The organism is Pyxidicoccus sp. M15, assembly GCF_056858435.1.
Genome location: NZ_CM166495.1, coordinates 4,419,813 through 4,433,889, shown reverse-complemented (window position 1 = coordinate 4,433,889; position 14,077 = coordinate 4,419,813). Strand labels below are relative to the sequence as shown.

Annotated in this window: 10 protein-coding genes; 4 read left to right on the top strand and 6 right to left on the bottom strand. The window is 70.0% G+C overall.

Annotation, left to right across the window (positions count from 1 at the left end; translation table 11 throughout):
* Nucleotides 1-36: 36 nt before the first annotated feature.
* On the bottom strand, nucleotides 37-507 hold the full coding sequence (locus tag ACX9TP_RS16710) for a putative signal transducing protein (protein ID WP_482980719.1): 471 nt from the start codon (nucleotides 505-507) through the stop codon (nucleotides 37-39).
* A 150-nt stretch (nucleotides 508-657) separates the two neighbouring features.
* Nucleotides 658-852, bottom strand: a complete 195-nt coding sequence (locus ACX9TP_RS16705) for a hypothetical protein (protein ID WP_482980718.1) — start codon at nucleotides 850-852, stop codon at nucleotides 658-660.
* Nucleotides 853-1,058: 206 nt separating this feature from the next.
* Between ACX9TP_RS16705 and ACX9TP_RS16700 the strand changes: the two genes are divergently transcribed.
* The 4 genes from ACX9TP_RS16700 to ACX9TP_RS16685 all read left to right on the top strand — a co-directional run bounded on the left by ACX9TP_RS16700 (nucleotide 1,059) and on the right by ACX9TP_RS16685 (nucleotide 5,693).
* Nucleotides 1,059-2,672, top strand: coding sequence for a sigma 54-interacting transcriptional regulator (locus tag ACX9TP_RS16700; protein ID WP_482980717.1), 1,614 nt, complete (start codon nucleotides 1,059-1,061; stop codon nucleotides 2,670-2,672).
* A 187-nt stretch (nucleotides 2,673-2,859) separates the two neighbouring features.
* A complete protein-coding gene (locus ACX9TP_RS16695; protein ID WP_482980716.1) occupies nucleotides 2,860-4,581 on the top strand; it encodes a CpXC domain-containing protein in 1,722 nt (573 codons plus the stop codon).
* A 32-nt stretch (nucleotides 4,582-4,613) separates the two neighbouring features.
* Nucleotides 4,614-5,012: a hypothetical protein gene (locus ACX9TP_RS16690; protein WP_482980715.1), complete on the top strand. Its 399-nt coding sequence runs from the start codon at nucleotides 4,614-4,616 to the stop codon at nucleotides 5,010-5,012.
* Nucleotides 5,013-5,204: 192 nt separating this feature from the next.
* A complete protein-coding gene (locus ACX9TP_RS16685) occupies nucleotides 5,205-5,693 on the top strand; it encodes a hypothetical protein (protein ID WP_482980714.1) in 489 nt (162 codons plus the stop codon).
* Nucleotides 5,694-5,700: 7 nt separating this feature from the next.
* On the opposite strand, the gene ACX9TP_RS16680 is transcribed toward ACX9TP_RS16685, so the two are convergent.
* The 4 genes from ACX9TP_RS16680 to ACX9TP_RS16665 are packed head-to-tail and all read right to left on the bottom strand — an operon-like array spanning nucleotide 5,701 to nucleotide 13,780.
* Nucleotides 5,701-9,387, bottom strand: coding sequence for a protein kinase domain-containing protein (locus ACX9TP_RS16680; RefSeq protein WP_482980713.1), 3,687 nt, complete (start codon nucleotides 9,385-9,387; stop codon nucleotides 5,701-5,703).
* A gap of 37 nt (nucleotides 9,388-9,424) precedes the next feature.
* Nucleotides 9,425-10,570: an LOG family protein gene (locus ACX9TP_RS16675; RefSeq protein WP_482980712.1), complete on the bottom strand. Its 1,146-nt coding sequence runs from the start codon at nucleotides 10,568-10,570 to the stop codon at nucleotides 9,425-9,427.
* 40 nt (nucleotides 10,571-10,610) lie between these two features.
* The gene (locus tag ACX9TP_RS16670) at nucleotides 10,611-11,573 is read right to left on the bottom strand and encodes a L,D-transpeptidase family protein (protein ID WP_482980711.1); all 963 of its coding nucleotides are present in this window, start codon (nucleotides 11,571-11,573) and stop codon (nucleotides 10,611-10,613) included.
* A gap of 35 nt (nucleotides 11,574-11,608) precedes the next feature.
* Nucleotides 11,609-13,780 carry an AAA family ATPase gene (locus ACX9TP_RS16665; protein ID WP_482980710.1) on the bottom strand — a complete coding sequence of 724 codons (2,172 nt, stop codon included), beginning with the start codon at nucleotides 13,778-13,780 and terminating at the stop codon, nucleotides 11,609-11,611.
* Nucleotides 13,781-14,077: the final 297 nt, after the last annotated feature.

The window sequence follows — 14,077 nt, the reverse complement described above, 5'->3', positions numbered from 1 at the left end:
CAGGGGCGCGGACGCTCTGGAATTCCGGGGTGCTCGTCAGCCCACGACTCTTCGCAGCAGCGTGGCGATGAGCATGAGGAGGACGGGGCCGAAGAGGAGGAGCAGCACGCCCCAGGCGGCCAGCCTCCGGCGGGTGCTCCGTCGCGTCTCGCCCCCGGCCACCTGCCGCTCCGCGCAGTCCTCGCAGCGGGGCGAGCCCTGGGCGTCCTGCACGTCACAGCTCGCGCAGAGGAAGGTGCCGCAGCGTCCGCACGTCAGGGTGGAGCGCTGGCCATGGACGGGGCACACCGCGTCCTCGGTATCGGTGGCGCCCGGGCCGGGCTGGGGGGCGCGACCCTCGGGGTCCTCCGCGGATGCGTCGAGGAGCGCCTGGGCCCGGTCGAGGTCAGCCGAGGCGACGAGCACGTTGACCTCGATGTACCCACCCATCACGCCCAGCATGGCGCGGTGCTGCTCTCCCTGGACGACGCAGGAGATGCCGTGGGCCTCCAGCAGCGAGCGCAGCATGGCCGCTTCGGCCGAGTCACCACAGCTCTTGAGGACGACGAGATTCGACGAAGATTCCGGCTGGCTCAGGCACTGCCTCCCCTCACGAAGCGCACTCTAGCCGCTCGTGGGGAGCGCCCCCAGCGCCCCTCGGGAAGGCCGCCCGTCCTCTCAGTGCATCCCGAGGCCCGACAGGACTCGCAGCGGGCTCCACCCGAGGTTCGCGTAGGTCCGGGCGGACCTGGGCGACTCGGGCCGGCTCGGTGGGCGGGGACGCTCGGAGGACCAGCACGCCGGCACCATCCAGAGGAGCGCTCCCAGCACGACGCACACCGCGCCAAGCCAGAACGGATTGCTGTGGGACATGACACTCCTCCTCGGCCGGTGGGCCCGCACCGCCCCTCGCGGAACGGATCCGGCGGCGGCGCATATCGGCACGCCCGGCGCGCGTGCATGTCCCCAAACACCCGACCTCGCGAAATATGTCACCGACTCCAGGGCATGAAGGGCGGCCACGTCCTTCCGGCGTGGAGCGACTACACTGCCGCTCCCCCTTGGAGCGGCCCCCCCACATGCCCCAGGACATCATCGCCGACGTTTCCACGGCCGCGGCCCGGACGCCGAGCCGCCAGGACCCGGCGCCGAGCCTCGTCCCCGCGCTGACACTCATCTCCCACCCCAGCATCCACCGTGCGGGTGAGCGGCTCGTCCTGGAGGGACTGGGCGCGGGGCGCGAGGTGGCCCTCTCGCGCAACGGCCCGGACTTCACGCGGCCCGGCAGCGTGCTGGGCCTGCCCCTGGGAGACCCCTTCCTGAGCCGCAAGCCGCTCGTCTTCGCCCCCGCCCCGGGCGGCGGATTGCGACTGCGGGCCGACGAAGGCGGCACGCGTGTCGTGGCGGGCGAGCCCCTGCAGGGCACCTGGGAGCTGGGCCTGGACGCGCTCGCCGCCGGTGTCCCGCTGGAGCTGGCCGAGCGCATGGTGCTGCTGCTCCACCTGGCGCCCCGGGGCCTGGGCCCTTCGGGGGACACGCTGGGGATGGTGGGCGAGAGCGACGGGGTGCGGCGCGTGCGGCAGTACGTGGAGCGCATCGCCGACCTGAGCGTGCCGGTGCTCATCCGGGGCGAGACGGGGACGGGCAAGGAACTGGTGGCACGGGCCATCCACGAGCGCAGCCCCCGGCGCCGGGGCCCCTTCATCAGCGTCAACCTGGGCGCGGTGCCGAAGGAGCTGGCGGCGTCCGAGCTGTTCGGCGCGGAGCGCGGCGCGTACACGGGGGCGACGAAGGACCGCGAGGGCTTCTTCCGCGCGGCGCAGGGCGGCACGCTCTTCCTGGACGAGGTGGGCGAGGCGCCGCCCGAAGTCCAGGTGATGCTGCTGCGGGTGCTGGAGACGGGGGAGATGTTCCCCGTGGGCGCCAGCACGGCCGTGAGGACGGACACGCGCATCATCGCCGCGACGGATGCGAACCTGGAGGACCACATCCGCGAGGGGCGCTTCAAGGCGCCGCTGCTGCACCGGCTGGCGGGGTATGAGATTCGCCTCCCGCCCTTGAGGGAGCGCCGCGAGGACATCGGCGTGCTCTTCCACCACTTCGCCCGGGAGGAATTGGAGGCGATTGGCGGCGCGCACCTGCTGGCACCGACAGACCCGTACATGGAGCCGTGGCTTCCTGCGTCGCTGGCATCGCACCTGGTGCGCTACGCGTGGCCGGGCAACATCCGGCAGCTGCGCAACGTGACGCGTCAGCTCGTGATTGGCAGCCGGGGCCAGCCCGCGCTGCAGGCGGACCCGCAGCTGCTGCGCGAGCTGGAGGCGGCGGCGGTGAAGCTCCCGGGCCGGCCTCTGCCCGTCCCGGTGGTGGAGGAGCAGAAGGCGAAGCCTCCCGCGCCACGACGCAGGCCGTCGGAGGTGACGGAGACGGAATTGCTCGCGGCGCTGCGCGAGTGTGCGTGGGACTTGAAGGCGGCGGGAGACCGGCTGGGCATTCCGCGCTCGTCCATCTACGACCTCATCGACCGCAGCCCGAACATCCGCACCGCGGGAGACCTGGATAACGAGGAGATTGTCCGGTGCTTCGACGCGTGCGGGGGTGAGCTGGACGCCATGGTGCAGCGGCTGGAGGTCTCCAAGCGCGCCCTGGCCCGACGACTCAAGGAGCTGGGACTGAGCGCGAAGGGCGGCTGACGGCCGTCGACGCACGGAAGGCCCCGTCGGCGCGCCGACGTCGATTTCGACGCGCCGACAGCGCAACCCTCCAGGTCGCTTCCACTCTGGGAATCTGTTTCCAAGCCGATGGCACACGCGCTGCTAGGGCATGTGACTGTCTGGCATTCAGCCAGCGTGGGAAGTGATTCCCAGGGAGGGGCGCTCAATGGCTGTCTTTCGCCCGTATATCGTCCGTTGCACCTGTGGTCATGCCTTCGAAACACGCCTTGCCCGGAGCGTGAACGCGGGGCGTACACCAAAGCTACGCGCAGCCATCCTCGATGGCAGCTTCCACCGCGTCCACTGCCCCGTGTGTGGCTACGACTTCACCGTGGAGAAGTCCTTCACCTACGCGGACTTCAAGACGAATACGTTTTTCAGCGTCCACCCCCGGCCGGAGCGGCACCAGTTCCGCGCGGCCTCGAGAGAACTCGCTGATGCAATCCACACGTTGCCGGAGGCGCTGGCCCCCCAGGGCTCGCGCATGGCACGCGTCGTCTTCGGCCTCCAGGAACTACGAGAGAAGCTGGTGATCCAGGACGCCGGAGTGGACGACCGGATCTTGGAACTGCTCAAGATGTACCTTCTCCACGAACACCCGTTCCTGCTGCACAAGCCGCGGCTCCGGCTGCTGCTCGACAGCGTCCGGGATGGCTCCTACGAGTTCATCGCATCGCACGACCACTCGCAGGAGGAGTTCAAACTCACCGTCCCCGAGTTCGCGGTGACGGATCTGGTGAGCCGGCGGGCGGCACTGGAGAAGCTCGTGGAGGAGAGACACTACTCGAGCCTGTTCCATGAAGACGCCCCCTGGGTCAATCTGTGGCGGTACTCTCCGCAGACCGGCGCGATGGCGGAACTCCAGCAGTTTGCCGATCAGATACGCAAGGGCGACACCGTCGACCTCTACTCCCGAGGGTTCAGCGACATGCTGAGCCGGCTGCCCCGGGCCGCTCACCTGTCCAATCGGGCCAAGCAGGACCTGCGCATCCTCGCACGGTATGCCTCCACGCAGCAGAGATGGGACGTGCAGGAAAACCTCTTCAAGCTGCGGTTCGGCTTCCAGGTCGAGGACGACTGGGGAATGAACGCGGACAACGACGACATCGATGTGCTCTGGGACATCCTCAAGGATTTGCCGGATAGTCACGTGGAGGGCTCAACCACCATCAATACCCTGCTCTTGGACGAAGGAAAGCGTGGGGGCAAGTACAGCCCCAGCACGCGGGAGATTTCCATCGGGGAGCGGGAGCTTCCGGACCGTGAGCGCTTCGCGGATGTGGTGCGGCATGAGATTGGCCACGCCGTCCACGAGAAGTACAAGCAAGCCGTCGATACCTGGCTGGAGAAAAAATTCGGGTGGCGGCGGTTCACCTGGTCTGACACGGACATCGACGCCTGGGTCGACCTGATGGGCGGCTGGGGTACCGACCTCACTTCCCACGAGAAGGACCAGGTGCGCCAAGTGCTCAAGAATGCGATGGGCCCCGGAGAGCGTTGGGGCCCGGTGCCCTTCGCCAAGCCGCCTCCAGGCCACCCTTGGTGGAAGGAGGGCCTGACGCCCAGGCTCGCGTATGACCAATCCGGTCCCAACTGGTACCTGAACCACAAGACGTGGTTCCGAGCCAATCGCAAGGTCTTCTTTGTGAACTTCTGGTACGCGGAGCTCCAGGCCGTCGAAGAGAAGACGTGCGATCTCATCGCGACGCAGGTGCTGGACCCGTACGCGGCCATGTCGCCGCTCGAGTTCTTCGCCGAGTTGTACGCGCTCTACTACGACACGAATGCTCCGCAGCGTCAGACCCTTCCGCGGGAACTGCAGGACTGGCTGGACGAGAACATCGGTCTCGCCGAAGTGAGGGCTCCTGTCGCGGCCCCCATTACCTGACCCGTATCGCCTGATATCAAGGAGGATCAAACATGGCAGACATACCTACCATCACCGTGAGCAACTTTCGCTTCACTCCATCTTCCATCAATGTGAAGAATGGCGATTCGGTCATCTTCCAGAAGACAGGCACCAATGTCCTCGGAGTGCAAGTCACTGGGGTCGCCATCAATGGCGAGACCACCTTCAGCAGCGCCGGCGCCGAGCAACTGTTCGGCGAGAACATCGTTTCCATGCCTGATGGGGTAAATACAAACCCCACCACGGTCATGGTCGTCGTGCCGAAGGAAACGTATTACACTTATGCGCTTGCCATCATCTTGAAACCCGGGTCTCCATCCAAGGGCAAGGGCGATGACAACCCGACTGAGCCAGGTAGTATCACCGTCGTCGGGGGGACTGGCCCCAACCCCTTCCCTGATGACAAGTAGGAGGACTGGTAACGGCGTGACTTCCGCCACTACGGTTGATTCACAGGGACCTTGATCGTAGCGCTCCGCCCGCTCCCCGCCTGGAGCGGGCGGAGGCGGGCATGTTCGACGACTGGTTTCCTCAATGCCAGCATCTATGTTTCGAAGAGCTTCATTCCCAGACGGATTCACAACCCCCCAGAGGCACCACGTATGGCGACGCCCAAGCCCCCCTACAAGGTCAAGGTGAAGAAGGATGAGCAGCATGCCCCGCCTGCGGAAAACGTGAGCAGCGGCGATCAGGTCGAGTTCGACAGGGAGCAGGATCGAGAACTCCTGTCCATCGTCGTGCTCAGGGCCGTTCCTCCCCATGGGAGCACCAGAAGCCCCAAGCCTTCCGAGCTGTTCGGCCAGGAGACCCTTCTCTTCGAGGACGGCATTCCCACGCTCACCGCGACTGTCGAGCCGAGCCTGGAGGTTGGGACGACCTTCTTCATGGGCCACGCGCACAAGCGTGGCCCCCTGGGCCCCATCGAGAAGGGAAGCATCACGGTGGTGGCTGGCACCGGGCCGCTCGAGGGCTCGGGTCACGACAAGAAGGACAAGGACAAGGAAAAAAGCGATCCCCAGACAGACCCTGGAAGCGTATCGGGGTCGACGGGAGGCACGAAGCCGCCTCCGCCCGAGGACGAGTCGAAGTAGCGCGAGCCTACCGGGCCGTGACGCGTTCAAGCATCAGCACGTTCTTCCACTCCTGCTCCAGATTGGGATTGGCGGAGAAGGCCCTGCGGAAATCCTCGTCCGCGCGTGTCCGCCAATCCCGTTGCTCGTCCGGCAATTTCGCGGAGCGAGCCAGTTCCTCATGTATCCCTGCCCGCAGCAGCCACGCCTCGGGCCAGCCCGGGCATGTGGCGAGTAGCGCCTCCCCTATCGAGAGCGCTCGCTTCAGGTCCGCTGTCGCCTCCGCAGCCTCCGAGCCTCTGCGCCAGACCGCACGCCAGCGCAGGAAATGCCCAAGCGCGAGTCGCGGCTCCAGCCTGTTCGGCCCCAATTCCACCGCCTTCGAGAACGTCTGCTCTGCCTCATTGAAGAGTTCTGCACCTGCGGCTTCGCCGCTCCGGGCCAGCCACCGGGCTCGCACGGCCTGTGTCTCCGCCAGGTACTGCCAGGCCCGCTCATGCTGGGGGTTGTGCTTCAGGGCACCGGCCAGGGCATCGGAGGCCCGGGTGAGGCTCCGGGACGGGTCCCGTCCATGCTCCAGTTCGAAGGCAGCCATGACCTGGTGGGCTTGGCCCAGGTTTGCCCAGAAACCGGCATGAGCTGGCATCAGAGCAATCGCCTTCCGCAAGACTTCATCCGCAGAACGCAAGCTCGGGCCTGGGTCCTCGCCACGAGCGCGCTGGAACAGAGCCCGCCAGATGAAAACCTCACCCATGTTGCTGTACCCGAATCCCAGCTTGGGCCCGGCGGCGATGGCCCGGGCAAAGGCATCTTGGGAGGCGGTGAGCCGGTCGTCGGGGCTGCCTCCGTGGCCCCAGGACTCCTTCGCCTGCTCAAGCAAGATGGAGCCCACACCGTTGTGCAACGGAGGCAGGTCGGGGCTGATGGCCAGCCCATCGCGATAGGCCTTCAGTGCGGACTCCAGCATGGGCCGTGCATCCTCGCCCCGGTTGCGCTGGCGCTGAGCGAGGAACTCGGCGGTCGCGGCCGCGTAGAAGTAGGGTGCAACATGCGTGGGATTGAGCACAATTGCCTGCGCTAGGGCCTCCCGGGCGCGAGACAGGTCTCCATCCACGTCCTTGTTTCGTGGGTGTGACGCGCGAAGGAAGCAGGCCATGCCCAGATTGATCCACGCCCGAGGCTCCTTGGGGTTGATGCGGATGGCTTCCCTATAGGCCTCCATCTCTTGCTCTCGGTGGCTCCAGGAATCGGCGCCAGTGCTGTCCTCGAAGTCCGCCCACCCCTTGAAGATCAATCCGCGGTCGGAGTGGAACTGGTCGTCCCGCAGCTCCTGAGGCGCACTATCGAAGACCTTTCCGGCCTCGGTGAGCTGCTCGCGGGGGTCCTCACGCCGGCCCAGGCGATACAGCGCCCACTGCAGGTAGCACCGCCCCACCTCCAGCCGCGCATTGGACAACTCAGGGGCGAGCGTCTGGGCCTGGCTTGCCGCCTCGACTGCCTTCGCGAGCAGCGCCTCGACCTCCACGCCCCGGTTCATCTGGTGCTCCGCGAGACGCCGGTAGAAGCGTGCCTGCACCAACCACACCTTCCAGGAGTCCGGGCCCACTCGCAGGGCCCGCGACAGTGCCTCCAGGCCCCGCTGGAAGGGCGCGTCCGCCTTTCCTCCGCCATACACCTCATCCAGCAGGGCCGCGTGCTCCAGGTCCGCCATGGCGCGGTGCACACCCGTCACGCTCTCGCCAATGGCGCCCGCCCGCGCGTAGGCCTTCCGGCCTTCCTCCAGGTCCGCCTGCGCGCCCTCGCGCTCGCCCCGGTTGGAGCGCTCCATGGCCCGAGCCAGGAAGATGTCTCCGCGCAGCTTCGGTGCCTCGTAGAACCAGGGCAGCCGCTCGCCCATCGCGTCGAGCTTTCCGAGCGCCTCCTCATGGCGCCCCTCGTAGAAGGCAATCAGCGCGGACACGTACTCGGTGGAGGGGACCGGGGCCCCTTCGCTCCGCTTCAGATACTCCAGCGCCGGGTCGCGCAGCCTCGAACCAAGGGCCTGTCTCCGCGCATCCCGCTCGGCGCCGGGAAGCCGCTGCGCTTCGATGAGCTGCTCCTGGTAGAGCTGCCCCAGCACCAGGGCCAGCGCGTACGCCACCCGGGGTTCCTGGTAGCCGCCATTCCACGCGGCCTCCAGGTATTCACGCGCCTTCGCCACGTCCTCCAGCGCCAGATACCCGCGTCCGAGCGCATAGCGCCCGGGCCCCACCGCCGCCTCGCCCGCCTGTTCAATCTCCGCCGCGAGCGCCTCCATCCGCGCCCGCAGCTCCCGCCGGTCTGCGCGCGTGTCGTGCATGGGCGCCAGGCCCGAGTAGCGAGACAACGACTCGATGAGCTCCACCTGCTCCGTGAAGCGCCGGGCCAGCCGCTCACGCTCGCCCACCTCGCGGCGCGCGAGGACGGCCTGTCCCAGCGCCAGCCCCACCAGCACCAGCGCCACCGACACTCCCGCCACCGCCCACCGGTGCCGCGCCAGCCGCTTGCGGAGCCGGTACCCGAATCCCGCCGGCCGTGCCCGCACCGGCTCGCCGGAGAGGAACCGGTTCAAATCCTCCGCCAGCGCCCGCGCCGAGTCGTACCTGTCGCTCCGGTCCTTCTCCAGGCACTTGAGGACGATGGCCTCCAGGTCCACGGGCACGTCCGGGTCCACCGCGCGCGGAGGTCGCGGCTCCACGGTGGCGAGGTTGCTCAGCACCTCCAGTCCGTTGCCTCCGGGAATGGGCGCCTGCCCCGTGAGCAGGTGGTACAGCGTGGCCCCCAGGCTGTAGACGTCCGAGCGCCGGTCCAACCGCGCCACCTCGCCCCGGGCCTGCTCGGGGGACATGTACTGCGGCGTGCCCAGCACCGTGCCCGTCGCGGTGACGCCCTCGTTCCAGTCGCGCGCCAGCCCGAAGTCCATGACGTAGGGCCGCAGGCTGCCGTCCTCTCCGCGCTCCACCAGGATGTTGGAGGGCTTGAGGTCCCGGTGCACGAGCCCCGCCCGGTGCGCCTCGTGGACGCCCTCGGCGGCCTCGCGCAGCACCATGGCCTTCTGCTCCACGGTCAGCTCGCGGGACAGCACGTTGAGCGGCCTGCCATCCACGAACTGCATCGCGATGTAGACCTTCCCCTGGACCTCGCCGACCTCGTACACGCGGCACACACGGTCGTGGTTGATGCGGGCCTGGGCGCGCGCCTCCACGAGCGTCCGCCGGGACAGCTCCGGGTCCTCGCCGCGGACGAACTTCAGGGCCACCTGGCGTCGCAGGCGCGGGTCATACGCGAGGAAGACGCGGCCCATGCCGCCCTCGCCCAGGAAGCGCGCGGGCTGGAAGCGCTCCCAGCCGGGCACCGGAAAGGGCGGCTCCTGCCCCTTCGCGTCGGTGCCCGAGGGCGTGGGCGACTCCTGCACCGGAGCGCCGTGCGAGAGCGTCTGCTCCAGCACCGGCTGGGGCCCCGTCGGCCGGCGCACGGGCGCGACGGGGGCGGGCAACTCCACCGTCTCGCCCTTCTTCACGGCCGCCGCGCCGCGCAGCGCGAGGAGCGTCTCCTCGGAGATGCGTCCCCGCGCACGCAGCAACTCCAGGGGGCCGAGCCCGGTGCGCTGGCACTCCTCGCGCAGCACCTCCGCCTCGTCGGGTGAAAGGATTCCCTCGGCCAGCGCCCTGCGGAGCTGCGCGTCGTGGTCGTGCATCGGTCACCGCCCTCCCCTGCCGGTGGCCGCGGGGACTTCACCCCGTGCCGTGATGCGCGGAATCGTAGTCCACCAGCGCCCGGATGACCTCCTCTCGCGAGTCCGTCAGCATCAGGTGGCGCGCGTACTCCTGCCCCTGGGCGAGCTGCGCCAGCAGCGGGTACACGGGGCGCGTGCGCGTCCAGAACTCGGTGCCCAGGAAGATCATCGGGCTGATGACGCCCACCGAGTTGTAGTGGTTCTGGCACGCGTCCTGGAAGATTTCCTGGATGGTGCCCGCGCTGCCCGGCGCGTAGACGATGCCGCCGCGAGCAATCGTGAGCAGGCCGTCCTCGCGCACGCTGTTGGCGAAGTACTTGGCGATGTACGTCGCGAACGGGTTGGGCGGCTCATGCCCGTAGTGCCACGTGGGGATGCCCAGGCTGTCGCAGTAGGGCAGGTCTCCATCCCGGAGCGGAAACGCGCGCCGCACCTCGAAGGCGCGCGCGAGCCACTCGCGGTCCGTGTAACTGGGGGCCTTCGCGAGCATGGCGAGCCCCGCATCCAGCTCCGCCTCGGTGCGCCGGGCGAACCAGGCGCCGACGTGGGTGGCCTCCATGGCGCCCGGGCCGCCGCCACTCACCATGAAGAAGCCCCGCTGGGTCAGCTCACGGGCCAGCGCCGCCACCGCGTGGTAGTCCGGCTGGCCGCGCTTCATGGAGTGGCCGCCCATGATGGCCACCACCTTGCGCTTGCCGCCCCCCGCCGCGAGCACGTCCTCCATGGCATCGGTGACGGCATGGTCATGGAGCCGCTGCGACAGCGTCTCCAGCAGCGTGGGCGGGCTGCCCCGTCCATGCGCGGCCCAGTGCGCGTAGACGCGCGCGTCCAGCGTGTCGGCGTAGGTCTCCGGCCGCGCCGGGTTGAAGCCGGCGTACAGCTCCTCCGGCGAGTAGAGGCTGCCGCGATAGGGCTGGTAGGGCAGCCCGGAGATGGGCGGGAAGACGAGGGCCCCGTGCGCGAGCGCCACGCTCAGGGCCTCCTTCTCCAGCTCACACCCGAGGAAGACGGTGCCCGCCAGCTCGGCGGAGGCCAGCTCGCGGGTGTACCGCCGCAAGTCCAGGCCCTGGATGACGACGTTGGAGAGGTGCGCCCCCGCGCGCAGGTGCCGCTCGAAGGCGTCGATGGTCTCAATCTCGGTCACACCGGGAGGATTCCACGCCTGCCCTCCCCGGCGGTAGGGGTTAGAAGAGGACGACCATGGTCCCCTCGGGCACCTGGTCATACAGCGCGGCGATGTCCGGGGTGTGCATCACCACGCAGCCCCAGGACAGACGCCCGCCGCTCTGCGCCAGCGTCCACTCCCCTGCCCACCCGTGCAGGCCGATGCCGCTGCCCAGGCGCGTGGAGGCCTCCGTGTTCCGCCGCGCCGCCCAGGCGCGGGCAATCCGCTCGCGCGTCTTCGCATCCACGAACCCCGAGGCCACGCCCCGGTCCGCGTCCCAGGGATTCGGATAGTTCACCCGAATCCAGTGCCCGCCATAGAAGGCCGAGTACGGCCCGGGGATGTCCCCTCGCACCTTCTGCGTGACGAAGTACATACCCTTCGGCGTGCGGTTGTCGCCGCGCACCTCCTTGGCGCCCGCCGCCTGGCCGAAGCCCACCTCCTTGCGCGCCACCTCGCGCCCCCGTGCGTACAGCCGGAGCTGGAAGTCCTCGTGCGAGATGAGCAGCAGCGACGGCTCCTCCGCCGGCAGCGGCAGCCGCTCCCGCGTGGCGGTGAAGCGCCGGGCCTCGGCGGCCGAGAGCTTCCGCCCCGCATGCAGCGCCACGACGGGCCGGGCCTTCGCGCCCACCCGCCCCAGGGCCTGTCCCCGCGTGACGAGCGCGCCCACGCGCAGCGCCACCCCCTCCAGCCCCGAGTACTCGGACCGGGCCGGCAGCAGCGCATGGTTCTCGTAGTACAGGTGCTCCAGCACGACGGAGCGTCCACCCTCGCCCACCTCCGCCACCCGGCCATGCGCCAGCGCGCGCACCTCGCTTCCCGGACGCATCGCCGGGCCGTCGGGCACGGGAGCGAAGCCATCGGCGGGCGGGTGCGGAGGACGCAGGTACGCCTCGAACGCATCGGGGGCCGTCGCGGCCCGCGCAGCGGACGAGAGCCCCAGCACACAGACGAGCAGGACGGAGAGGAACAGGGTTGGCACCGAGGGTGGACACTCGGGCCTCGCCCGGGGTTCCGTCAACGCCGCGAGCCGAGCACCCGGAGGGCGGCCTCCGCCTGGAGCAGCTCCGTGCGCGCGCCCACCGCCGCGGCGTCCTGCGCGGCGAGCTGGAGCTGCCTTCCCGCTTCCTCCAGCTCTCCCAGCCGCAGCTGCGCCCGACCGAGCGCGAAGCGCAGCCGCGACTTCAGCTTGCGGTCCCCCAGCATCGAGGCGAGCTGCAGGCCGCGCACGGCATCCGCCTTCGCCAGCTCCGGCGCGTCCGCCTGGGTATGCAGCAGCGCCAGCCCGTGGTGCGTGTGCGCCATGCCCCAGCGGTCCCCGGTGCGCGACTCCAGCTCCAGCGCGAGCTGGAAGAAGTGCGTCGCGCGCTCCCGGTCCCCCGCGCGGGCGTGGGCGTCCCCCAGGTGGAGCAGCGCGGTGGAGCGCTCCCACGTGTCCCCCGACACCTCGCTCCAGCGCAGCACCGCGAGGTACTCCGCGGTTGCCCGCTCCGGCTGGCCCTTCCCCATCAGCACGTTGCCCATGGCCCGGTGCAGGGCGGCCTCCACCGCGGCCCGCGCGGGTCCGCTCTCCGGAGGCGCCAGCCGCAGCCGCTCGCGCGCGATGCGAAGCCGGGTGCTCGCCTGCTCGAAGCGCCCCAGCCCGCACAGGGCGAGCGCGGCATGGGCCTCGAGTCCCGCCGCCGGCGTGGGCATGGCCTGCACGCCCTCGTGCTGCCCCTCTTCCGCCAGCGCCAGCACCTCCTCGAAGCGGCCGAGCGCGAAGAGCACGGAGCCCAGCTTGCAGACGCGCCGCGCCCGGTCCCCGAGCGAGGGCGCGGGCGCCTGCGCGTCGAGCGTGCGGGCCGTGCGCCAGGCGTACTCCGCGTCTTCCCGCGCGCCCGCCAACCCGTGGGCGTCCCCCATGCGCTCCCAGAGCACGCGCTGCCACTCGAGCGACGCCGCGGGCTCCAACCCCAGCGCCAGCCCGAGCGAGAAGCGATACACCCCGAGCGCGAAGCCCGTCTCCAGCGCCGTGCGGTGCCACCCCGCCAGCTCCAGCAGGTGCGGCAGCGCGCACTCCGGCGCCTCGGCGGACAGCCAGTACCGGGAGAGCTCCACGCAGGCCCGGCGCCGCAGCTCCACGGGCAGCGACTCATGGGCCTCCGCGGCCCGGCGGTGCATGGCGTGCGAGTCCGGCGCGACGTCCCCCCAAAAGCCCTCGGGCAGGGAGACGGCCCACGCGTAGCGCCCACCCGCCGCGGCCCGCAACCACCCGCCCGTCTCCAGCGGCGCGAGCACCGCGCAGCCGCCCACCAGCGCCCCCAGCACCGTCCGGGGAAACGAAGGCCCGAGCATCGAGGCCGCCTGGAGCGCCTCGCGCTGCGTGGGCGACAGCGCCTGCAGCCGCGCACCGAGCACGGCCCCACCCGCGCGGGGCACCGGCGCCCCGGGGCGCTCCTCGTGAAGGGTGATGGCATGCAGCAGGTGCAGCGGATGCCCGGCCCCCACCTCCAGGAGGTCGGCCTTCACCTCCGGAGTCACGGGCACCGACGAGGAGCGCACGCGCTGCTCGAGGAACGAGGTGGCCTCGTCGTCGGAGAGCGGCGCCACCGTGAGCACCTCGGCCGACAGTGGCACCGGCGCCGTGCCTCCGGGACGCTGGAGCGCGAGCAGGAACAACGGCGCGTGTGACAGGTGCGACACCAGGACTTCGACGAGCGCATGGCTGAACGGGTCCGCGTGCTGCCAGTCCTCCAGGACGAGCAGCTTCGGGCGGCGGTGGGGCATGAGCGCATGGCAGAGGGCATCGAACAGCGCGGTGCGCTCGGCACCGAGACTCGCCGGCACGCCCTGCCGCTCGCGGCCTTCCAGGAACCGCGCCAGCAGCTCCGCGTCCGCGCTGGACACCCACCCCACCCCCGGCGGCGGCTGCAGGCCCCGGGTGGCCTCGAGCAGCTCGCGGAAGGCACCGCCCGGGATTCCGGGAAGGGCCAGGCCACTGCCCTCCCACACCTCGAAGCCCTCGCTCGCGAGCTGCTCGACGAGCGCGTCCTTCAGCCGCGACTTGCCCAGCCCCGCCTCGCCCACCAGCCACACCGCGCGGCCGAGCCCGCGCCGCACCTCCCCGGAGAAATCCTTCAGCCGGGCCAGGTGCGAGGTGCGCCCCACGAGTGGGGGCTGGCAGGTGGCGGTCATCCACCTGCGCACCGGTGCCCCCTGGAGGACACCGTGCGGAGTCCGTGGGCATGCGAGTGCGCCCACCGGAATTCGTGCCCCACAGGCAACACACATGCCCGAGGACGAGGCCATGGCCACCTCCCAAAACGGATTACCGCGGTGTGGTTGGAGCGCCGAGCCTCGCGTCCTCGGAGCGACCCGGACTTTTTAACGCCGCGGGCGTCCGCCGCGCCTCGCGCCTCGGGGCTGTATGACTGTCTCCTCCACGCCACGCGTGCTGACCCACACGACGGCCAGTGATGCAGCCCGGTCTCAATCGCGGCCCGA

Excerpts from the sequence above, each read along its gene's own strand:
- ACX9TP_RS16710 (WP_482980719.1), bottom strand. The coding sequence starts at position 507 with ATGCTGCGCTCGCTGCTGGAGGCCCACGGCATCTCCTGCGTCGTCCAG.
- ACX9TP_RS16705 (WP_482980718.1), bottom strand. The coding sequence starts at position 852 with ATGTCCCACAGCAATCCGTTCTGGCTTGGCGCGGTGTGCGTCGTGCTG.
- ACX9TP_RS16700 (WP_482980717.1), top strand. The coding sequence starts at position 1,059 with ATGCCCCAGGACATCATCGCCGACGTTTCCACGGCCGCGGCCCGGACG.
- ACX9TP_RS16695 (WP_482980716.1), top strand. The coding sequence starts at position 2,860 with ATGGCTGTCTTTCGCCCGTATATCGTCCGTTGCACCTGTGGTCATGCC.
- ACX9TP_RS16690 (WP_482980715.1), top strand. The coding sequence starts at position 4,614 with ATGGCAGACATACCTACCATCACCGTGAGCAACTTTCGCTTCACTCCA.
- ACX9TP_RS16685 (WP_482980714.1), top strand. The coding sequence starts at position 5,205 with ATGGCGACGCCCAAGCCCCCCTACAAGGTCAAGGTGAAGAAGGATGAG.
- ACX9TP_RS16680 (WP_482980713.1), bottom strand. The coding sequence starts at position 9,387 with ATGCACGACCACGACGCGCAGCTCCGCAGGGCGCTGGCCGAGGGAATC.